Source organism: Rhodococcus sp. 4CII (assembly GCF_014256275.1).
Taxonomy (GTDB): Bacteria; Actinomycetota; Actinomycetes; order Mycobacteriales; family Mycobacteriaceae; genus Rhodococcus_F; species Rhodococcus_F wratislaviensis_A.
In genome coordinates this window covers 3,880,814-3,901,947 of record NZ_JACCFE010000002.1, presented here as the reverse complement: position 1 = coordinate 3,901,947, position 21,134 = coordinate 3,880,814, and the positions used below count along the sequence as shown (strand labels likewise).

Below are 21,134 nucleotides of genomic sequence, written 5' to 3'. Positions count from 1 at the left end.
GCTCCCAGCTGTCGAACCGGTCTTCGGTCAGATGTGCACCCTGCAAAACCCCAAGCACGTCACCCTGCAGAGGTTGTCCAGGATGGCTCCGTCGAGGTAGTGGGCGCCCTTCTCGGCGTCCCACGGCACTGAGGGCGCGAGCCACACAACTGCGGGAGGAGCTGGAGGACATCACACTGATCACCGCAGCGTGGATGTTCTAATTCCTGCTGCCCTTCCCCGGTCCGGTCCCCGTCGAATTGATTTGTCCACTCGCTGAACGGTACCGGCCTAGCATGCGTCAAATGACGACGATGATGTCGCTACCGCTGAGCGCGCTGAGACTCGGCTACCGGATCGCACGCCTTCCATTGCGGCTGGCGGAGGGCGTCACCGCTTCCGAACATGTCGGAATGTTCGCCTATCAGTGCGACCGTATCGCCGCCCGTGTGCTCCGGGACGAGAGTTTGCTGCTTGTGGACCATGAGCACTCGGGCGTGGTCCGACTGCACGAATACCGTGACCGACTACGTTGCCGCAGCAATACACCAACGCAGTGAGCGAACACAGACCTGGACTCCTCAACGACACGCTTTCTGGACGTGTGCAGTCGAGTACTGACGCAGTGCAGCCGACTCCTGAAACTGACAGCACACATCATCCGCGTCATGGACGACGACGGCCTGCGCCTTCACGGACGTCGGGCAGATGGGGCCGTCACGACGCGACGGCGTCCACCAGACGGACTACCGCGTGTGGATCACCGGTATCGGAATCACCGGCGCAAACCTGATCCTCGAGGTCCTCAGGCGCGTCGCGCCCGTGCGCCTTTTGGTAGCGCCGACGACCAGAAAGGCGCACGGGCGATAGCCTGCCTGGGTGAGTTCCGACAAGATGCTGACCCGTATCGGTGGGCTCCTCCGGCAGGCGGAATCCACCGACAACCCGCACGAGGGCGAGGCCTTCATGGCCGCCGCCCAGCGGCTCGCCACCGCCGCGTCGATCGACCTCGCGGTGGCGCGCGCGCACGCGGCCGGCCGGGAGAAGCGCGCCACCCCCACACAGCGGCTGGTGACGATCGGCGAACCGGGTAAGAAAGGTCTGCGGACGTACGCGCAGCTGTTCCTGGTGATCGCCGCCGCCAACGACGTCCAGTGCGACATCGCCCAGACGTCGGCCGTCATCTACGCGTACGGGTTCGCCGGCGACATCGACGTCTGCGAGGCCCTGTACGCGAGCCTGCTGATCCAGATGGTCCGGGCGTCGGACGCCTACATCAAGTCAGGTGAGTACCGCGACGAGACGACCGTGCGGACGCAGGTCGAGACGCGGGGACGCCGCCGGGTCTCGACCCGGGTGCGACGCCCCGTCGCCGGTGTCACCGCCCGGTTGAACTTTCAGCTCGCCTACGCCGCGCGGATCGGGCAGCGCCTCGCCGACGCGAAGACGGAGGCCGAGGAACAGGCGGTGTCCGTGCCGGAGACGTCGGCGGAGACGGCACTGGTGCTGCGCGACAAACAGCTCGAGCTGAAGGACTACTACTCGGAGAACTCGCAGGCCCGCGGCACATGGCGCGGAGGACGGGCGTCCGCCGGACACTCGTCGAGTGCCCGGCGCGCCGGTGACCGCGCCGCCCGGACCGCTCGCCTGGGCAACTCACCCGAACTGCCGGCCGCCCGCAAGCAGATCCCGTCGTGAAACGGCCCCGCGACAGTCAACGGAACGCCGTATACGACGCGGAAGCCCTCGTGCGCACCATGTTCGACCGCGCCGACGAGCGTGGGCTGCGCGTCGTCGACGTTCTCGGGTCACAGGTGACTCTGCCGGTGGAGCGCAAGTTCGCGTCGATCGACTCGGTGCAGGATTACGTGGACCGGGTGCTCGCCCTGAATTGGGTGCGGTCGACGTGGACGCGGGCGGCCACCCCGATCCACGTCCGCGCGCGGTCGGGTAACAAGGCCGCGCACTACGAAAGCGATTCCGCCACAATCGCGGTCCCCGAGCATCGGAACGGGAACGCCTGGGCGTTCAGGGAACTGGTGGTGCTCCACGAGATCGCCCACCACCTCGACCCGTCCGACCCCGACTACCCGAGCGTGGCCCCGCACGGACCGGAATACGTGGACCGCTACCTCACCCTGGTCGGGGAGATCATCGGCCCCGAGGCGGCATTCGTCCTACGGACCATGCTGCTGGCGGGCAGGGTGCGGCTGAACTGAGGTGCCTCAGACGCGGGATCGCAGCCTGACGAAACGGATGCCGTCCGCCCGGCGGATTCGTTGTGCGCCCGGCCGTCGCGCGAGCAGTATGGATCCAGAAGGCCCAACGTCTACTCCGAGGAGCCACGAATGACTCGTCCAGTTCGCATCGGTGTCCAACTTCAGCCGCAACATGCGCCCGAGTACGGGCTGATCCGCGACGCGGTACTGCGGGCCGAGGACGCCGGCGTCGACATCGTCTTCAACTGGGATCATTTCTATCCGCTGTACGGTGACCCGGCCGGCGCCCACTTCGAATGCTGGACGATGCTCGGGGCGTTCGCCGAGCAGACGGAGCGGGTGGAGATCGGCGCGCTCGTCACGTGCGCCGGCTACCGCAACCCGGACCTCCTGGCGGACATGGCCCGCACCGTCGACCACATCAGCGGCGGACGACTGATCCTGGGCATCGGCGCCGGATGGTTCGAGCGCGACTACGACGAGTACGGCTACGAATTCGGCACCGCCGGGTCGCGGCTGAACCTGCTCGGCGAGTACCTCCCGCGGATCACCGCGCGGTTCGGGAAGCTGGAACCCGCACCCACCCGGCACATTCCGATCCTCATCGGCGGTGGCGGCGAGAAGAAGACGTTGCCGCTGGTCGGCAAATACGGCGACATCTGGCACAGCTTCAGCGACATGGACACCTACAAGCGCAAGTCGGGGATCCTCGCCGAGCACGCCCGCGGCGCCGGACGCAGCCCCGACAGCATCCAGCACTCCACGTCGTGGCCGGGTGTCGACGACGCGGCAGCCCACGTCGACGCCGGCGTCACCCTCTTCACGGTGGGTGTCGGCGGTCCCGACTACGACCTCGGCACGCTGAAGGAGGCCATCGCCTGGCGCGACGAGAACACCCCGCCGCCGCTGTCGGGTCTGGCGTAGGCGCTTCGCGCCTGTGCGCCTTTCTGGTTGTTGCAGCTACCAAAAAGGCGCACGGGTGGCGGAGCCGCCTACAGCCGCTCGAGGACCATGGCCATGCCCTGTCCGCCTCCGACGCACATGGTTTCGAGGCCGAACTGCTTGTCGTGGGTGGTCAGGTTGTTCAGCAGGGTGGCGGTGATGCGGGCGCCGGTCATGCCGAACGGGTGCCCGAGTGCGATGGCACCGCCGGAGACGTTCAGCTTGTCCTCGTCGATGTTCAGCTCCCGCGCCGACCCGATCACCTGGACGGCGAATGCCTCGTTGATCTCGACGAGGTCGATGTCGGAGATCCCCAGCCCCGCAATGGCCAGGGCCCGCTTGGACGCCTCGATCGGGCCGAGGCCCATGATCTCCGGGGACAGCCCGGACACGCCGGTGGACACGATCCGCGCGAGCGGGGTCAGCCCGAGTTCCTTGGCCTTGGTGTCGGACATGATCACCAGCGCGGCGGCGCCGTCGTTGAGCGGGCACGCGTTGCCGGCGGTGACGGTGCCGTCCGGGCGGAACACCGGCTTGAGCTGGGACACGGCTTCGTAGGTGGTGCCGGCGCGGGGGCCGTCGTCGGTGGACACCACGGTGCCGTCGGGGAGGGTGACCGGGGTGATCTCGCGGGCGAAGAAGCCGTTGTTGATGGCCTCCTCCGCCCGGTTCTGCGAGCGCACCGCCCACCGGTCCTGCTCCTCGCGGGTGATGCCGGTGATCTGCGCGACGTTCTCCGCGGTCTGGCCCTCGCGACGCGACGTTCTCCGCGGTCTGGCCCATCGCGATGTAGGTGTCGGGGACCAGTCCCTCGTGCCGGGGGTCGACCCACTGCTGGCCGCCCTGGGCGAGCTTCTCGGTGCGGGTCTGCGCGTCCGCGTACAGCGGGTTCTGGGTGTCGGGCAGCGAATCGGAGTTGCCCTTCACGAACCGGGACACGGTCTCGACGCCGGCGGAGATGAAGACGTCGCCCTCGCCGGCCTTGATGGCGTGCAGCGCCATCCGGGTGGTCTGCAGCGACGACGAACAGTACCGGGTGATGGTGGTGCCGGGAATGAAGTCGTAGCCCAGCTGGACGGCGACGTTGCGGCCCATGTTGAAGCCCTGCTCGCCGCCGGGCAGGCCGCAGCCCAGGATCAGGTCGTTGATGTCGGTCGGGTCGAGTGCGGGCACCTTGTCCAGGGCCGCCTGGACCATCTGCGCGGCGAGGTCGTCCGGGCGCATGCCCACCAGCGACCCCTTCATGGCGCGACCGATCGGCGAACGGGCAATGGAAACGATGACAGCCTCGGGCATGGGTAACTCCTACCGATTGACGTGGTGGACGGCAGTCGGTGCGGACCTGCAATCCCTCAGTTCTAAGCATATGCTTATTTTCTAAGCGTTTGCATATATTGTCCGCGGGGACGGCACGGTGTCAACCCCCGGAGACGTCCCTGGTTGCGCGCACACAGGTTCGTTTGTCATGCGGAGACAACGGGGTCGATGAAGATGTCGATCGTCAAGGGGTCGGCACCACCGTAGACCGTGTAGTCGGTGATGCCGGCTTGGGCGAGAACCTCGACGTCCAGGAGGGTGCGGCCGTTGTCGGCGCCGGCGGGACGGCCGAGGAGTTCGATCGCCGCGTCGGCCATGATCTCCGGTGACCGCGCGTGCCGCAGACTCGTGTCGCCGCCGAGCAGGTTGCCCACGGCCGCGGTCGCGATCGTCGTCTGCGGCCACAGACAGTTGCTGGACAGCGGCGTGTGCGCGTACTCGGCGGCGATCCCCAGCGCCGCGAGAGTCATCCCGTACTTGGCGAGCATGTATCCGGGGTGGGCGCCCAGCCACTGCGACGACAGGTTCAACGGGGGCGAAAGGGTCAGCACGTGGGGGTTGGGCGACTTCTGCAGGTAGGGCAGGCAGGCGCGGGTCAGCGCGAACGTGCCCCGCACATTCACCTGCTGCATCAGATCGAACCGCCGGAGGGCGAGGTCTTCCGTCTTCGAGATGTCGAGCACACTCGCGTTGTTGACCACGATGTCGATGCCGCCGAAGTTGTCGCGTGCGGCGTCGACGGCCCGAGCGATGTCGGCGTCGATGCGGATGTCACCGACCACGGCGACAGCGCGTCCACCCAGTTCGTTCAATTCGCTGACGGCGGTATGGATGGTTCCGGGCAGCCGTGGATCGGGAGTGTCGGTCTTGGCGAGCAGAACGACGTTCGCCCCGCGACTGGCGAAGGCCCGCGCGATCGCGAGGCCGATGCCGCGACTGCCGCCCGACATCACCGCGGTTTGTCCATGGAAACTATTGTCTTTCAACGTATTTCTCGTTTCTCTGAAGAAGAGAACCCCAAGGTGGTGTCGATCGGGCGCCCCTCACCGTAGAAGGGTCCGTCCGGGCTTGACCACGTCTCGGAAGCACCAAGGATCGGCCGCCGCTTGTCCTGCCGGGACAAAGACATCTTCAGCGCGGTTGGCTTCTGCACGACAATTCCCTGGTAAAAGAGATTTCCGACGAAGTGATGCCTGCGGTGCCGCCAGGCTCTATTGTCCTCACCATGGCTTCACACGACGAGAACGTCGCGCTTCTGGTCGGACGCATCGCAGCTTCACTCAACCAGCGCCTGGTGCCACTGACCAGCGACATCACCGAGGTGCTCTATGCCGACATCCCGGATCTGCGCGCCGATCGGCAATTGTTCGACCTGCTCCGGGCCAGCGTGGAGGGCAACCTCGACACCATCTTCCACACCCTCCAGCACAATATCGACCCGGAAATTCTGGATGCACCGGCCGCCGCCATGGAGTACGCGAGAAGGCTTGCCCAGCACGGTGTTCCCGTCAACGCCCTGGTGCGCGCCTACCGGTTGGGGCAGACCAACCTACTCGGACTCGTTTTCGACGAACTGGGCGGCGCGGCAGTCTCGGCCGAGTTCGGTGTGCCGGTGCTCCAACGCATCATCACCGTCATGTCGGTGTACATCGATCGGGTCTCCCAGCAGGTCGTCGAGGTCTACGAGCGGGAACGAGAGCGGTGGCTGGCCCACCAGAGCAGTGTCCGGGCCGTTCGCGTGCAGGAGATCCTGGCAGGCAACGACGATCCGGACGCCGGTGCCGCCCTCAATTACGTTCTGCTCCAACGCCACCTCGCCGCGATCATCTGGGTGCCGGACACCGATTCGGGTGACATGCTGGCCCGGATCGAGGCCGCCGCACACGACGTCGCCGGCTTCGTCGGGGGCGTGACGGACCCGTTGTTCGTGGCGGCGGACCGCGTGACCGGGTGGGTGTGGATCCCGATGGGTGCGCGAACACGTGCGCCACGCGGGTACCGCGAGGTGGGCGAGTTCCTCACCGCACGGTATCCGGGGCTCGCCATGGCCGTGGGTGAAGTAGCCCACGGGCCGAACGGTTTTCGCCGCTCCCACGGTGGTGCGCAACGCGCCCGTGCGCTCGCCCTCGCTGCCGGCCGGAACGCCCCGGTCGTCACTTCCTATGACGAGCCGGGGGTGTCCACGGTCTCCCTGCTGATCGACGACCTGACCGCGACCCGCGCCTGGGTCCGTACCGTCCTGGGCGGTCTGGCCGCCGACAACGACAACGCCGCCCGCCTGCGTGAGACCGTGCAGGTCTACCTCGCGAACAATCTCAGCAACGTCACCGCCGCAAAAGAGCTGGGTCTGCACTACAACTCCGTGAAATACCGGGTCAAGCGCGCAGCCGAGGAACGCGGCGAAGACTTCACCCGTGACCGGCTCGCGGTCGAACTCGCACTCCTCGCATGCCAGTGGCTCGGGCCCGCGGTCCTGGCGCACGACTAGAGCGTGTCTGATAAACATGTGAACCGTTGCGTGCGAAGCAGTTCGGGTGACGCGGTTTCAGGTGTTGTCGGATGAGCAGTGGGAGTCGATTTCGGATCTACTGCCGGTGAGGACCGGTCGAAGGGGTCGCCCCTTCTCGGATGCGCGGTCGATGGTCGAGGGCATCGTGTACCGCTACCGCTGCGGGATCGCGTGGCGGGACGTTCCGGAGGTGTTCGGGCCGTGGCAGACGATCTGGCCCTGGCACCGCCGATTGGCGGGCGACGGCACCTGGGATCGGGTCCTGCAGCGACTTCTCGCCGTCGCGGATGCGTCCGGGATGATCGACTGGGCTGTGTCGGTGGATTCGACCATCGCGCGTGCACACCAGCAGTCTCGGCCGACGAGTTTCCGGACGCGTCCACGAGGGGACGAGAGATGGATCGAGGAGTGTTCGCGGCTGCGTCACTCCACCCACCTACGTCTGGGCGCCAATGCCACCAACCACGCCGAATGCACCCGAACGCTGTCCTGATCGCTCGCGCCGTCCGCCGATTCCGGATTGCGTCGGGTCGGAAACCGCTTGCTGGCAACACTTTCCACTGAATCCCGAACCGAGGATGACATTTCTGCCGACCAACACCGTGGTGGGGCAATATCTTGGAAAGCGGTTGCGTAGCGCAATACACCTGTGGGGGTGCCGGCGTCAGAGCAGGTTGCTGTCTCGCGCATCGATGGTTGCCACACCGTGTTCGGGTTGCCGGCGGGACGATGGTGTACCTGAAGGGATCTGGGTACGTGCCTCGAACGATCGTGCTCTTCGGGCGGCGGATCCGGCGTCCGGGGTGTCCGGCGCGGCTCACCGGTTCAGAGCCGGTCGGTCGCGGCCGTGGAGCGGTCGCGGTTGGCGCGGATCTCGTCGTGGTGGTCGGCGGCCCAGTCGACCAGCGAGGTCACGATCTCGTGGAGCCCCTGCCCCAGCGGGGCGAGGGTGTACTCGACGCGCGGAGGGACCTCGGCGTAGGCGGTGCGGGTGATCAGGCCGTCCTGCTGAAGCTGACGCAAAGTGAGGCTGAGCATCCGCTGGGAGATGCCGGGGACCTGCCGCTGCAGATCGGTGTAGCGCAACGGGCCGGACTTCAGGACCGCGATGACCAACAGGCTCCACTTGTCGCCCACGCGATCGAGGGTCTGGCGGATGAGATCCATGTGTTCGACGGGGATCGCCGCACACGGCCCGATCGCCGCCGCTCCCACCCTTTCCGCTGCTCCTTCAGTCGTCATGACGTACATTCCTTTCCCCTACGCACACCGGTGTGCCTTTTGTATCGCTCTCCATGCTGACGCATCATGTTGCTACAAACAAATCGTAAGTAATGGAGGTGGCGTGATGAAGGCGGATGTGTGGGGCGAGGTGACCTGCCCCTGGTGCGGACTCGGGAACCACAGGATCGAGAGGGCCCTCGAGCGGTTCGAGCACGCGGACGAGGTGGAGTTGATTCACCACTCGTTCCCGCTCAGCAGCAGCTTTCCCGAGGGGGACACCTTCTCCGTCCGCGAGGCACTGCTCCGCCAGCACGGCGTGGCCGGCAGCCAGGCCGAAACCTCGACCCGGCGGATCGAAACGCTCGCCGACAGTGAGGGCCTGAGCCCGTACCGAGTGCTGGACAACAAGGTCGGCAACACCGATCTGGCGCACGAGTTCCTGGCCCATGCCAGCGCCCTGGGTAAGAACCGCGAGGCGTGGGACTCGATCTTCCGGACCTACTTCGGCAATGGCGAGCCGGTCTTCTCTCTGGACGACCTTCTGAGGCTCTCCGACGGGCTCGGCCTGGACCGCGAGCAGACCCGACAGGCCCTCATCGAGCGCCGATACCGCCAGCAGGTACGCGACGACGCGGCCCGCGCCCAGCGCCTCGGCGCAACGGGAGCGCCGTTCATCGTCGTCGACGACCACTACGGCGTCCCCGGCGCCCAGGACAGCGACAGTCTCGTCGAACTGCTGCGCAAGGCCTGGGACGACAACCACCCGATCACCCCCGCCGACGATGCGGGCGATGCCCCGGTCTGCGGGCCGGACAGCTGTGCCGTACCGGAGCGCGTCTGACTCCGGCTGCCCCGGCTGTCCCGGTAGCCGCGGACACCCGCCGTCCGCGACGGCTCAGCACCACGACACCCACCATCCGACGCGACGGGCCCCTGATTCACCTCTGAACTCCCGAAAGGCGTTTGATCACCATGAGTAACCTCCTAGTCTTCGGCGGCAGCGGCCGCACCGGGGCTCACGTGCTGGAGTACGCAGCCCAACGCGGCCACCGCGTCCGCGCCCTAATTCGCAACCCCGACAAGGTGCAGGCACCGGCCGGCGTCGAGCTGATCCAGGGCACCCCGGCGAACATCGACGACATTCGCCGAGCCGCCGAAGGCACCGAGGCGGTGATCACCACGCTGAACAACGGCCGTGCCTCCGACAACCCCTGGGCCAAACCGGTCAGCCCGCCGATGTTCATGACCGACGCCGCCCGTCACACTCTCACCGTCATGGGCGAGCAGGGCATCCGCCGCATCGTGCTGACGTCCACGCAGGGCGCGGGCGACGATTGGGCCCGGCTTAACCCGCTGGTCAAGGCATTCATCACGCTGTCGAACATCAAGGCAGGCTTCGAGGACCACACCGGCGTCGACCAGCTCATCCGCGCCTCGTCCGGCATCGACTGGACCCTGGTCCGTGCCGTCACCCTGACCGACAAGCCCGCCGGTGGCCCCGTGCGGGCTGCCGAGGCCGGCACCGAAAAGCCCGGCGCACGGATCAACCGCGCCGACCTCGCCAAGTTCCTCGTCCAAACGATCGAGGACGACGCATGGATCCGGAAAGCGCCCCTGGTCTGGAACACTCGCGCCTGACGCGTCCCGCCAGGCCGCAGGATCCCCATCAGCAGGAGCCTCCGCCTCACCTCCTGGCCACGTCACCCTGCCGGTACCACTGCTCGATCGGCCCCCTGGTTGTCGAAACGACACTGGACCAGACCTGACTGCAGGGGCTGTGTGTGAGGTGGGGACCGGCCCGGTCGCTGCGGGCCGGTCCCTCCGGGCCCACTGAGCGGGGGGGCGCGCACCGCCACGACGCGGTACGGGGCCGTCGTGCACCCCCGGCGGCAGCGTCACAACGGCTGCCGCGTGCGCGTAGGGGACTGCCCCCGGTTCAGTTGACACGGGGGTTGGAACGGCTAGGACGTGTCTGACAATCGGCGGGTCCAGGAGATCACTGCGTGCAGGACAACCGCTGCGCGGTAGACGGTGGCGAGTTTGTCGTAGCGGGTCGCCAGACCTCGCCACTGCTTGATGTGGCAGCACCGGCGTTCGACCACGTTGCGGCCGCGGTAGTCGGCCGGGTCGAACGCCGGTGGCCGGCCGCCACGTGAGCCGCGCCTGCGACGGTGCCCTGCCTGGTCGGACGGCTCGGAGATGACCGCTCCGATCCCTCGTCGGCGCAGCAACTCTCGATTGGCGCGGGAGCAGTACGCCTTGTCGCCCCGGACTCGGTCCGGGCGAGTACGTGGCCGCCCACCTCCGAGCCGGGGAACCTTCAGGTGATCGAGCAGATGCGGGAAGGCTGGGCAGTCACCGGACTGACCTGGCGAGACGAGCACGACCAGCACCAAGCCGTGACCGTCGACGAGGTGGTGGATCTTCGTCGACAGCCCACCGCGGGAGCGGCCGATCGCGTGGTCAGGCGGCTCGATCTGCGGATTCGTGTAATTCGACCCACCCCCCTGTGTGGCGGGTGATGTTCGTGGCGTGCTGGTGTGCACGCGCGATGGTCGAATCCACCGACACAGCCCAGTCGATCATCCCGGACGCATCCGCGACGGCGAGAAGTCGCTGCAGGACCCGATCCCAGGTGCCGTCGCCCGCCAATCGGCGGTGCCAGGGCCAGATCGTCTGCCACGGCCCGAACACCTCCGGAACGTCCCGCCACGCGATCCCGCAGCGGTAGCGGTACACGATGCCCTCGACCATCGACCGCGCATCCGAGAAGGGGCGACCCCTTCGACCGGTCCTCACCGACAGTAGATCCGAAATCGACTCCCACTGCTCATCCGACAACACCTGAAACCGCGTCACCCGAACAGCTTCGCACGCAACGGTTCACATGTTTATCAGACACGCCCTAGACGAGCACCCTGGCTACTCGGGCCGGTTCACAGCACTTCACCTCCGCTTCGCCGGAGGTAACGCAGCGCGGACTGGGCGGCGTTGTACCCGCTCATCCCGTGCGCGCCTGCACCCGGCGGCGTCGAGGCGGAGCACAGGTAAGTGCCCGGGACACCGGTGCTGTAGGGGTCGAGGGCGATTCGCGGTCGCAGCACCACCTGGGTTTCGGTGTTCGCGCCGCCGATGATGTCGCCGCCGACGTAGTTGGGGTTCGACGCCGCGAGCCGGACCGGACCGCTGCTCACCGTGGCCACGACGCGCTCACGGAAACCGGGGGCGAACCGCTCGATCTGCGCGACCACCGCCTCGGTGGCGTCGCCCGAAAAACCGTGCGGAACATGCGCGTACGCGTACAGCGGGTGCAGGTCGCCCTTCGACCGTCCGGGGTCGGCGAGGTACTGCTGCCCGACGAGGACGAACGGACGCGACGGCATCCGGCCCGTCGCGACATCCCGTTCGGCGTCGGCGATCTCCGCGAAAGTGCCTCCGAGATGGACGGTTCCGGCCCGGCCGCAGTCGGGGTTCGTCCACGGCACGCCGCCGTCGACGGCGAAATCGACCTTGAACGCGGCGGGTCCGTGCCGGTAGCGGCGGTAGGCCTTGGCCACCCGCGACGGCAGCCGGTCGCCGAGGATGTCGACGGCGGCGGAGGGCGCCACGTCGAGCAGGACGACGTCCGCGGGCGGGAGGTCGCGGCTGCTGCGGATCCGGGTTCCGGTGGTGATCTTGCCGCCACAGTCGGTGAGCATCGCGGCGAGCGCAGTGGCGATCGACTGCGATCCGCCCTCGGCGACCGGCCAGCCGTAGCGGTGTCCGGCCGCGACGATCATCAGGCCGACCGCGGAGGTGGCGGGCCGATCGAGCCGGTAGTAGGCGTGTGCGGCGACCCCGCCGAACAGGGCCCGGCCCCTCTCGGTGCGCCACCAGCGCGCCGTCGCAGTCGCGGGCAGCAGGGCGCGCGGACCGAAACTCGCGAGCTTGATCGGGTGCCGGGGGATGTTCGCGATCGGGCGCATCAAGTCGGCAGCGAGGTCGTCGAAACCGTCGGCGAGACCGCCGAACATCCGCTGCCAGCGCGGCCCGTCGGCGCCGAGGCCGGCGGCCGTCGACGCGATCGATCGGTGCAGCAGTCCGGCGTCGCCGCCGTCGAGGGGGTGGGCGCAGTCGATGTCGGGCCATTTCCAGGTGAGGCCGTAGCGGTCGAGGTCGAGGGTCTGCAGATACGGCGAGCCCGCACCCATCGGGTGGAAGGCGGAGCACTCGTCGTGCAGGAGTCCGGGGAGGGTGAGCTCGCTGGAGCGGGTGCCGCCGCCGATGGTGTCGGCCGCTTCCAGGACCTGCACCTCGACCCCGTGCCGGGCGAGGTGGACCGCGGCAGCGAGCCCGTTCGGCCCGCTGCCGACCACGACTGCGGTCGTCACGGCCGCGCCGCCTGCGTCGACTCCGTCATCACGCTCTCCTTGGTCTCTCCCTCCAGTGTCCACTGCACGTCGAACGGGATGGGGCCGTTCGGCAACCAGGGCTGCTCGGCGATGGCGTCGGCGACCTTGTAGGTGCCGCGTTCGATCACGCCGAGGGCGGCGTCGATCACCTTGTACTCCTGGATGCCCTTGTGGATGGGTTGCGACTCTATCCAGGCGACGACGAACTCGCCGGGAGCGAAGTTGCAGCGCCGCTGGAGCGCGGCGATCAGGTGCTCGTTGTGCAGATGTCCGTCACCGAAGTTGAATGCCACCAGTGAGTTACAGCTGAATTCGGCCTCGCGCAGGGCGTAGGTGTCGATGTCGTCGCCGAGATGCCGGCTCATCAGCGAGAGCAGCGCGCGGCCCTGGCTGTGCATCGATCGCCAGCCGAGCAGCTGGTGCATCACGACGTCGGCCACCTCGGGCGGATAGGTCGCCAGCAACTGGGTACGGGTGTTCTGGCTCGGTCGCTTGACGAACTGGTCGAGCTTGTCCTCGGCACCCGGCGCGAACGCCCAGGTCGCCGACGCCCAGTTGCCCGCGTACTGGCGCATCGAAGGAAGGAACGAGACGAGGTCGGGTCGCAGGTTGCCCAGGATCGGGAAGAACACCAGGGCCGCGATGATCACGGCGAGCAGCAGCGGCGAGGAGAAGTCCGACAGCCCGAAGCCGGCGGCGTTCGGGAAGCCGAGGAACAGGAAGATCGCCGCGTACGCGAACAGCAGGTTCCATTCCAGCGGCACCGCGAGCGGGAACGTCGACAGGATGAACAGGTGGAACGCGACCATCAACGCGACCGCGAGCAGGGTGACGGTGCCATTCGTGGAGAACAACAGCACCAGCGGCGTCACCACCTCGACGACGGTGCCGAGCACGTGGGCGACCCCACCCGCGACAACCGAGGGCCGCAGGTCGTTCGGGAAGTTGCGGTAGTGGGCGCGCTTGATCGACTTGAACGGCAACCAGGGGGTGTTGGACAGCATCGGGGGCACGACCATCGAGAAGTGATGCCCTAGTTTGGAGATGCCGGCGCCGACCCACACCGACACGATGAGCAGTTTCAGCGCGACGATCATGTCCACGAACGGCAGGACACCGAAGAATACGATGGCGGGAAAGTACTGCTCACCGCGGGCGGCGATGAAGATGACCTTGTCGCGCAACCCGATCACGACCAGCAGCGCGATCAGCGGCAACAGGAGGGCGGGGTTCACCAGACCGTGATTGCCGGGAAGTACCGCGTCGATGGACGGAGTGTGCACGCCGGCAATCCCCAGCGCCAGAGCGGTGTTCACGAGGATCGCGAGATAGACGAGCACGTCGAAGACGGTGCGGGTGTCGCCGGACGTCAGCGGTACCTTCCCCGGCCAGGGTGGAAGCCGGATGGTGCCGGGCCGCAACCAGAACAGAGCGCCGCCCATCATCGGCTTGAAGTGTCCGGCGAGCGGGCCCCAGGACCCACCCAGGCCGAGCGTCTCGATCAGCAGCGTCCACAGGATCAACTTCTGATAGACGATCGGGGCGTTCCACCATGCACCTACGTCGAGGACGTTGTAGCCGGAGGTGAACGTCGCGATCGACAGGCCCGCGCCGAGATACAGGACGAGCAGCTTCAGGATGTAGATGGTGTGCACCATCTTCGGAGTCCCGAAGCCGTAGTCGACCCAGTGCGTCGACATGGCGCGGATGCGGTCGAAGAACGGGCGGTCGAGGAAAGTGGCGGGGTCGACGTCGGGAAAGTTCCCGGTCTTGAATCCCATGGGAGGCTCCTGGGGGTAGGGGGCATCGCCTCGGGTGGGTCCCGAGGTCTGAGGTCGTGCGGGGTCAGCTGACGGTGGTGGTCCGGTGGCGGTTGCGCAGTCCGGGCTTGTCGATCTTGCCGACGGGGTTGCGGGGCAACGCATCGACGACGTGAATGGCCACGGGCAGTTTCACTTTCGTGAGCCGCCCGCGGAGGTGCTCGGTGAGGTGTCCGTCGGTGACGGCGCTGTCGGGGTAGGTGACGACGTAGGCGACCGGCACCTCGCCGTACACGTCGTGCGGTGCGCCGATCACGGCAGCCTCGAGCACGCCGTCGTGCGTGGCGAGGGCGTTCTCGATCTCCTTGGGGTAGATGTTCTCGCCGCCGCGGATGATCATGTCCTTGATCCGGTCGACGAGGGTGAGATAGCCGTCCTCGTCGAGGCGGCCGACGTCGCCGGTGTGCAGCCAGCCGTCGACGATCGTCCGACCGGTCTCCTCGGGGCGTCCACGGTAGCCGCGCATGACGTTCGGGCCGGCGACGAGCACCTCGCCGGTGGCGCCGACGGGCAGATGCTCGCCGTCGGGTCCGGCGATCGCGATCCGCTGTCCGGGCAGTGCCGGTCCGACGGTGCCGAGTTTGCGGACCCCGCCGGGCGGGTTGCACGCCGACGCGCACGTGCCCTCGGTGAGCCCGTACCCCTCGACGATGACGAGGCCGAACCGCTGCTCGGCGCGGTCGAGCAATTCCCTGGAGATCGGTGCCGCACCGCAGACCGCGAACCGCAGCGAGGAGGTGTCGCCGACGATCTCCTGGGAGGCCAGCAGCGCGTAAATGGTCGGGACCGCGGAGAAGTACGTGGGCCGCAGGCGCGCGACATCGTCGAAGAACCGGGCCGGCGAGAAGCGCCCGGTGACGCTCAGCTGTCCCCCGGCCAGCATCGGCGCGAGAAAGCTGACGCAGATCGCGTTCACGTGGAAGAGCGGCAGAATGAGCAGGCAGTGATCGTCGGCGGTGAGCGAGAAGTGCTGCACCATAGACGAACTCATGAACTGGAGGTTGTCGTGGGTGAGCATGACGCCCTTGGGGCGTCCCGTCGACCCCGACGTGTAGATCAGCAGAGCGACGTCGTCACCGGACGGCCTGGTGTCGGGAACCCAGCCCGGCCGTGGGGTGGTGGCCATGTCCGCGACTGCGATCGTCGGGCGACCGCCGGACGGGAAGTCGGGGCCCTCGTTGACGACGAGCGCGGCGCCGGCGTCGTCGAACTGGTACTCCGCCTCCACGGCGGTGAACGTGGGATTGACCGGAGTCGCTGTCGCGCCGATCCGCCACGCGGCCATCAGGGCGACGAGGAGTTCCACCCGGTTGGGCAGCATCACCGCGACGACGTCTCCCGAGCGAACGTCGTGCGCCGACAGTTGCGCCGCGAACGCGTCCACCCGGTCAGCGAACTGCCGATAGGTGAGGTCGAGGTGGTCGTCGCGCACGCACGGTGCCTCACCGTGTGCTGCCGCGAGGTCCCAAGCGAAATAGCCGATGTCCGACACTGTTTCGATCCCCTTCAGTGGTGGTGTGATCCACGACACTATGCACAGGGGTCGAGTTGCGGAATATTCCGCGCGGCTCGAGTTCGCTGAAGGATTTGTCCGCCGGGGACAAGGGCGCTTCGCACCCGTGCGCCTTTCTGGTTGTTCCAGCTACCAAAAGGGCGCACGGGCGCTATGCGCGTTTGAGGATCGCCTGCAGGTCGGCGGCGGGGGCGAGGGTGCCGTATTCGTGGGTGCGGTCGGGGCCGAGGCGGGCGTCGACGAAGGCATCGGCGACGGCGGCGGGCGAGAACCGGACGAGTAGCGACGCCTGCAGGGCGAGGGCCACCGCCTCGACGACGGTCCGGGCGCGGCGTTGGGCGGCGGCCGGGTCGAGTCCGGCGAGGTCGCCGAGTTGGCGGCGGACCCGGTCGAGGTGCCCGTCCAGCACGGTGTCGGCGCCGCGGGCCAGGTTCACCTCGGCATCGAAGGCCGCGACAGTGTCGGGTTCGCGGGTCATCGCACGGAGGACGTCGAGGGCGATCACGTTGCCCGACCCCTCCCACACGGCCATGACGGGCTGCTCGCGGTAGCGGCGGGCGAGCGGGAAATCCTCTGTGTAGCCGTTGCCGCCCAGGCATTCCAGCGCCTCGTAGGCGTGGTGCGGTCCGCGCTTGCAGATCCAGTACTTCGCGACCGCGGTCGCGAGGCGGCGGAAGCTGCGTTCCTGCTCGCTTGCGTCCGCGTCGTGCGCGCGGGCGAGGCGCAGAGCGGTGACGGTCGCGGCCTCGGATTCGAGTGCGAGGTCGGCGAGCACCGACGTCATGGCCGGCTGATCGGCCAGCACGGCACCGAACGCCGACCGGTGCCGCGCGTGCCAGACGGCCTCGGCCACCGACTGCCGCATGCCCGCGGCGCTGCCGAGCACGCAGTCGAGGCGGGTGCGCGCGACCATCTCGATGATGGTGCGAACCCCGCGTCCCGGTTCGCCGACCATCACGCCGACGGTGCCGTCGAGTTCGATCTCCGACGACGCGTTCGACTTGTTGCCCAGCTTGTTCTTCAGCCGCTGGATGCGGAAGACGTTGCGGGTGCCGTCCGGCAGGATCCGCGGCAGCAGGAAGCACGAGAGACCCTCGCCGCCTTCCCCTTCCGCCTGCGCGAGCACGAGAAACGCATCCGACATCGGGGCCGAGCAGAACCACTTGTGACCGGTGAGCAGGTAGTCGGCGCCGGGACCGCCCCGGCCGGCAGGTTTCGCGACGGTGGTGTTGGCCCGGACGTCCGAGCCGCCCTGCTTTTCCGTCATCGACATGCCGAAGATCGCGGACGCCTTGCCTGGGGCGTCGAGTTCGGGGGTGTAACTGCGGGACAGGGCCCGCGGCTTCCAGATCGCGGCGACGTCGGGTTGCAGTTCGAGGGAGGGGACGACGGCGTTGGTCATCGAGATGGGGCAGGAGTGCCCGGGTTCGATCTGCGCGAACATCATGAATGCCGCTGCGCGCGCAACGTTCGCGCCGGGCTTCGGGTCGGCCCACGCAGACGTGTGCGCACCGTGCGCGACGGCCGCCGAGATGATCCGGTGATAGGCGGGGTGGTATTCGACCTCGTCGATGCGGTTGCCCCAGCGGTCGAACGTCTTCAACTCGGGGATCACGGTGTTGGCGAGTTCGGCGTCGTGCTGGAAGGTTGCGCTGCCGACGAGCGAACCGATGTCGGTGAGCTCCGCGGTGGCCCAGTCGGCGTCGTGGCGGCGCACGCCCTCGGACAGGACCGTGTCGAGGGTGAACTCGTTGACGTCGGCGCGGGGCACCGACTGGTTGAGCACGGTGTGCGTCCGGTGGGGTGCGGGGTGGGTGATGCGGTTGTCGGAAACGGAAGTCATGGCGGTGTCCTTCCCCAGGGGAGTGGCAATGCGTGCTGGCACACCGCGCCACTCACATGGTCAGTCGATGGAGGTCTCGAGGACGGTCTCGGGGATCTGCAGGTTCGCGAAGATGACTGCGACGGCCTCCTCGAGTGAGTAGCCGAAGCTCTCGTCGGTGGCGGTCTTCTGAATGACCAACCCGAAGATCGCCGACCAGAACGCCTTCGCCTCGACGTCGATGCCCGCGCGCAGTTGCCATCCGGTGCGCATCAGTGTGCGGATGAGCGCGTCCTCACCCGAGGAGTGCAGCGTGCGGAGGGTGTCGGTGATGAGGTCGCGCAGTTCGCCGCGGCGTCCGGTCATGAGCATCGCTTCGACGAACAGCTCGACGCTGGGCGCCCCGGGTCCGAGGAGGGAGCCGACGAGTTTCTCCGTATAGTCGCCGACGGTTTCCGCGGTGGCCGCGTCCTCCTCGGCCCGCTTGCCGGCGCGCAGCACGGCGGCGCAGGCGACCTCGACGAAGAGTCGCTCCTTGGAACCGTAGTAATAGGTCACCTGGTTGGGGTGGGCGCCCGCGGCCGCGCAGATCTGGGTGATCGCGACGGCGTCGCCGTGCTCGAGGAAGAGTCCGGTGGCGGCCGTGAACAGGGCGTCGCGGGTCTGCCGACCGGACTCCCGGGTTGCGCGCGCTGCTCTGCCCGTCTGCACCATCACTGCCACCCCTCATTGTTTGTACGACAAACAATAACTTTTCTTTGTTTGTATGACAAACAAGGAGAGTGACGGGCGTCGCCCCGGACGTCCTCCGACCCCGGAAATCCCGGGTGCCAGGGTTACGCTGCTCACCATGTTTTCTTCCGCCGGGCCGAAGATCCGTGTGGTGGTGGCGCTACTGCTCACCGCCCTGCTGGCGCTGACCCTGTCGTCCTGTTCCAGTGACGGCAGTTCGTCGGGATCGGCGCCGCAGGATCTCTGTTCGCCGCCGGGAGTCGGGGCCGCCACCGCGGCGCCCACCAACCTCGACGCGGCCGCAGCGGCGGGCGCCGAAGACAAATACACCACCCCCGGTGTCACTCCCCTCGACCAAATCGACGCGTCCAAGCTGAACCTGATCACCCCGGGCGTGCTGACCGTCGGCACCCTGTCCGACGCCCCGCCCAGCATCTGCGTCAACTCGGACAATCAGTTCACCGGATACGACAACGAACTCCTGAAGGCCGTCGCGGCCAAACTCGGTCTCCGGGTCGACTTCGTCGGCACCGAGTTCGCCGGGCTGCTCGCCCAGGTGGCCGGACGCCGGTTCGACGTCGGATCCTCGTCCATCACCACGACGGACGAGCGCCGGAACACCGTCGGCTTCACCAACGGCTACGACTTCGGCTACTTCTCACTCGTCGTCCCCAACGGCGGACCGATCCAGGGCTTCGACGACCTGACCGCGTCGACCCGCATCGGCGTCGTCCAGGGCACCGTGCAGGACGACTACGTCGTGAACACGCTGAAGCTGAACCCGGTGAAGTTCCCCGACTACGCCACCGCGTACGCGAACCTCAAGTCCGGGCAGATCGACGCGTGGGTGGCGCCGTCGCAGCAGGCCGAGGGGGCCATCGCACCCGGCGACCCCACCTCGATCGTGCAGAACACGTTCAGCGTCAACAACTTCGTCGGCTGGGCCGTCGCGAAGGAGAACCAGCCGCTCATCGACGCGCTGAATTCCGGTCTCGACGCCACCATCGAGGACGGCACATGGGCCCGGCTGTACTCCGACTGGGTGCCCCGCGAACTGCCGGAGGGCTGGAAGCCGGGCAGCAAGGCGGCGCCGATGCCCGACCTTCCCGACTTCGCCGCACTCGCCGCCCAGAACGCGGACAACACGACCCAAGCCCCCGTCGCCGAACCCAAGTCGACACTCCAGCAACTGAAGGACACGTTCTTCGACTGGGACCTCTACACGCGCGCGTTCCCCGACCTGCTGAAGACCGGTCTGCCGAACACGCTGATCCTCGCGTTGGCGTCGGGCATCGTCGGCACTGTTCTCGGCATGCTCCTCGCGATGGCGGGCATCTCCCGCACCCGCTGGCTGCGCTGGCCCGCCCGCGTCTACACGGACGTGTTCCGCGGTCTGCCGGCCGTGGTCATCATCCTCATCGTCGGACTCGGTGTCGGACCCGTCGTCAAGGGCCTCACCGGCAACAACCCGTACTGGCTCGGCGCGGCCGCGCTGTCGCTGCTGGCGTCCGCGTACATCGGTGAGATCTTCCGGTCCGGCATCCAGAGCGTCGAGCCCGGACAGCTCGAGGCGTCCCGGGCGCTCGGCTTCAGCTACCGGAAGTCGATGTCGCTCGTCGTGGTCCCGCAGGGTGTGCGACGGGTGCTGCCCGCGCTGATGAACCAGTTCATCTCCCTGATCAAGGACTCGTCGCTGATCTACTTCCTCGGGCTCCTCGTCAGTCAGCGTGAACTGTTCGCCGTCGGCCGCGACCTCAACGCGCAGACCGGCAACCTGTCACCCCTCGTGGCCGCCGGACTGTTCTACCTGGCGCTGACCATCCCGCTGACGCACCTCGTCAACTACATCGACAACCGTCTGCGCACCGGCCGCGCCGACACGTCCGGCACGCTCGACCCGGTGGAGCAGTCCATCGTCGTGGAAAGGGGATAGGGCGATGGCCGTCTCTCTCACTGGAACCAACCTGCACCTCGCGTTCGGCACCAATCAGGTGCTGCGCGGCGTCGACCTCCACGTCGATGCCGGGAACACCGTCACCGTCATCGGACCGTCGGGCTCCGGCAAGTCCACCCTGCTGCGCGTCCTCAACCGGCTGCACGAACCCGACCAGGGCGACGTCCTCCTCGACGGCAAGTCCGTGCTGAAGGACAACCCCGACAAGCTGCGGCAGCGCATCGGCATGGTGTTCCAGCACTTCAACCTGTTCCCGCACAAGACCGTCGTCGACAACATCGCCCTCGGCCCCCGCAAGCTCAAGGGCATGTCGAAGGACGAGGCGCGGTCGGTGGCGCTCGAGCAACTCGAACTCGTCGGGCTCGCCAACAAGGCCGACTCGCGTCCCGGCAACCTGTCGGGCGGGCAGCAGCAGCGGGTCGCGATCGCCCGCGCGCTGGCGATGAAGCCCGAGGTGATGTTCTTCGACGAGGCCACGTCCGCACTCGACCCCGAACTGGTGAAGGGGGTCCTCGCCCTGATGGCCGACCTCGCCAAGGGCGGCATGACGATGGTCGTCGTCACGCACGAGATGGGCTTCGCCCGCGAAGTGTCCGACACCGTGCTGTTCATGGACCACGGTGCCGTCGTCGAGACCGGCAAACCCGACCAGCTGTTCGACAAGCCCGAAACCGAACGGCTGCAGCAGTTCCTGTCGCAGGTCTTGTAGGTC

Annotated in this window: 19 protein-coding genes and 1 pseudogene; 10 read left to right on the top strand and 10 right to left on the bottom strand. The window is 67.6% G+C overall.

From position 1 onward, the window contains the following. Positions 1 to 284: 284 nt before the first annotated feature. The 4 genes from H0B43_RS18810 (at position 285) to H0B43_RS18795 (ending at position 3,122) form a co-directional block, all read left to right on the top strand. Complete coding sequence (locus H0B43_RS18810; protein WP_185726546.1) at positions 285 to 539, top strand: hypothetical protein; 255 nt, start codon at positions 285 to 287, stop codon at positions 537 to 539. Between the two features lie 319 nt (positions 540 to 858). After that, positions 859 to 1,677, top strand: a complete 819-nt coding sequence (locus tag H0B43_RS18805; protein WP_185950071.1) for a DUF2786 domain-containing protein — start codon at positions 859 to 861, stop codon at positions 1,675 to 1,677. Further along, positions 1,674 to 2,198: a TIGR04338 family metallohydrolase gene (locus tag H0B43_RS18800; RefSeq protein ID WP_185726548.1), complete on the top strand. Its 525-nt coding sequence runs from the start codon at positions 1,674 to 1,676 to the stop codon at positions 2,196 to 2,198. The genes H0B43_RS18805 and H0B43_RS18800 overlap by 4 nt, the downstream gene beginning before the upstream one ends. A gap of 129 nt (positions 2,199 to 2,327) precedes the next feature. Then, positions 2,328 to 3,122: an LLM class F420-dependent oxidoreductase gene (locus H0B43_RS18795; protein WP_185726549.1), complete on the top strand. Its 795-nt coding sequence runs from the start codon at positions 2,328 to 2,330 to the stop codon at positions 3,120 to 3,122. A gap of 68 nt (positions 3,123 to 3,190) precedes the next feature. Here the strand turns inward: H0B43_RS18795 and H0B43_RS18790 are convergent. After that, positions 3,191 to 4,436, bottom strand: a pseudogene (locus H0B43_RS18790) (acetyl-CoA C-acetyltransferase). Between the two features lie 167 nt (positions 4,437 to 4,603). Beyond that, the gene (locus tag H0B43_RS18785; RefSeq protein ID WP_185726551.1) at positions 4,604 to 5,443 is read right to left on the bottom strand and encodes an NAD(P)-dependent oxidoreductase; all 840 of its coding nucleotides are present in this window, start codon (positions 5,441 to 5,443) and stop codon (positions 4,604 to 4,606) included. Between the two features lie 239 nt (positions 5,444 to 5,682). On the opposite strand from H0B43_RS18785, the gene H0B43_RS18780 reads away from it, so the two are divergent. Next, on the top strand, positions 5,683 to 6,945 hold the full coding sequence (locus H0B43_RS18780) for a CdaR family transcriptional regulator (RefSeq protein WP_185726552.1): 1,263 nt from the start codon (positions 5,683 to 5,685) through the stop codon (positions 6,943 to 6,945). Positions 6,946 to 6,991: 46 nt separating this feature from the next. Further along, positions 6,992 to 7,459: a transposase gene (locus tag H0B43_RS18775; protein WP_213015183.1), complete on the top strand. Its 468-nt coding sequence runs from the start codon at positions 6,992 to 6,994 to the stop codon at positions 7,457 to 7,459. 332 nt (positions 7,460 to 7,791) lie between these two features. Here H0B43_RS18775 and H0B43_RS18770 read toward each other — a convergent pair whose 3' ends face one another. Beyond that, the gene (locus tag H0B43_RS18770; protein ID WP_185726553.1) at positions 7,792 to 8,208 is read right to left on the bottom strand and encodes a helix-turn-helix domain-containing protein; all 417 of its coding nucleotides are present in this window, start codon (positions 8,206 to 8,208) and stop codon (positions 7,792 to 7,794) included. Between the two features lie 106 nt (positions 8,209 to 8,314). Between H0B43_RS18770 and H0B43_RS18765 the strand changes: the two genes are divergently transcribed. Together H0B43_RS18765 and H0B43_RS18760 are read left to right on the top strand one after the other, a co-directional pair. After that, the gene (locus tag H0B43_RS18765) at positions 8,315 to 9,031 is read left to right on the top strand and encodes a DsbA family protein (RefSeq protein ID WP_185729904.1); all 717 of its coding nucleotides are present in this window, start codon (positions 8,315 to 8,317) and stop codon (positions 9,029 to 9,031) included. A gap of 131 nt (positions 9,032 to 9,162) precedes the next feature. Beyond that, complete coding sequence (locus H0B43_RS18760) at positions 9,163 to 9,828, top strand: NAD(P)-dependent oxidoreductase (RefSeq protein ID WP_185726554.1); 666 nt, start codon at positions 9,163 to 9,165, stop codon at positions 9,826 to 9,828. A 323-nt stretch (positions 9,829 to 10,151) separates the two neighbouring features. Here H0B43_RS18760 and H0B43_RS18755 read toward each other — a convergent pair whose 3' ends face one another. The 7 genes from H0B43_RS18755 to H0B43_RS18730 all read right to left on the bottom strand — a co-directional run bounded on the left by H0B43_RS18755 (position 10,152) and on the right by H0B43_RS18730 (position 18,453). Continuing rightward, positions 10,152 to 10,736 (bottom strand): IS5 family transposase, encoded by a 585-nt coding sequence (locus tag H0B43_RS18755; RefSeq protein WP_213015181.1) that lies wholly within the window; start codon positions 10,734 to 10,736, stop codon positions 10,152 to 10,154. Further along, positions 10,654 to 10,989, bottom strand: coding sequence for a transposase (locus H0B43_RS40905; RefSeq protein WP_312037644.1), 336 nt, complete (start codon positions 10,987 to 10,989; stop codon positions 10,654 to 10,656). The genes H0B43_RS18755 and H0B43_RS40905 overlap by 83 nt, the downstream gene beginning before the upstream one ends. A 137-nt stretch (positions 10,990 to 11,126) precedes the next feature. Further along, positions 11,127 to 12,560 carry an NAD(P)/FAD-dependent oxidoreductase gene (locus tag H0B43_RS18750; RefSeq protein ID WP_185726556.1) on the bottom strand — a complete coding sequence of 478 codons (1,434 nt, stop codon included), beginning with the start codon at positions 12,558 to 12,560 and terminating at the stop codon, positions 11,127 to 11,129. Continuing rightward, positions 12,557 to 14,362, bottom strand: a complete 1,806-nt coding sequence (locus H0B43_RS18745) for a DUF3556 domain-containing protein (RefSeq protein ID WP_185726557.1) — start codon at positions 14,360 to 14,362, stop codon at positions 12,557 to 12,559. The genes H0B43_RS18750 and H0B43_RS18745 overlap by 4 nt, the downstream gene beginning before the upstream one ends. Positions 14,363 to 14,426: 64 nt before the next feature. Further along, positions 14,427 to 15,893: an AMP-binding protein gene (locus H0B43_RS18740; RefSeq protein ID WP_185726558.1), complete on the bottom strand. Its 1,467-nt coding sequence runs from the start codon at positions 15,891 to 15,893 to the stop codon at positions 14,427 to 14,429. Between the two features lie 172 nt (positions 15,894 to 16,065). Then, entirely contained in the window at positions 16,066 to 17,757 is a 1,692-nt protein-coding gene (locus tag H0B43_RS18735; protein ID WP_185726559.1) for an acyl-CoA dehydrogenase family protein, read from the bottom strand. A 60-nt stretch (positions 17,758 to 17,817) separates the two neighbouring features. Further along, entirely contained in the window at positions 17,818 to 18,453 is a 636-nt protein-coding gene (locus H0B43_RS18730; protein ID WP_185726560.1) for a TetR/AcrR family transcriptional regulator C-terminal domain-containing protein, read from the bottom strand. Positions 18,454 to 18,586: 133 nt separating this feature from the next. Here H0B43_RS18730 and H0B43_RS18725 point away from each other — a divergent pair, with 133 nt between their 5' ends. Continuing rightward, the gene (locus tag H0B43_RS18725) at positions 18,587 to 20,401 is read left to right on the top strand and encodes an ABC transporter substrate-binding protein/permease (RefSeq protein ID WP_185726561.1); all 1,815 of its coding nucleotides are present in this window, start codon (positions 18,587 to 18,589) and stop codon (positions 20,399 to 20,401) included. Between the two features lie 4 nt (positions 20,402 to 20,405). Further along, a complete protein-coding gene (locus tag H0B43_RS18720; RefSeq protein ID WP_185726562.1) occupies positions 20,406 to 21,131 on the top strand; it encodes an amino acid ABC transporter ATP-binding protein in 726 nt (241 codons plus the stop codon). The last annotated feature ends 3 nt before the right edge of the window (positions 21,132 to 21,134 follow it).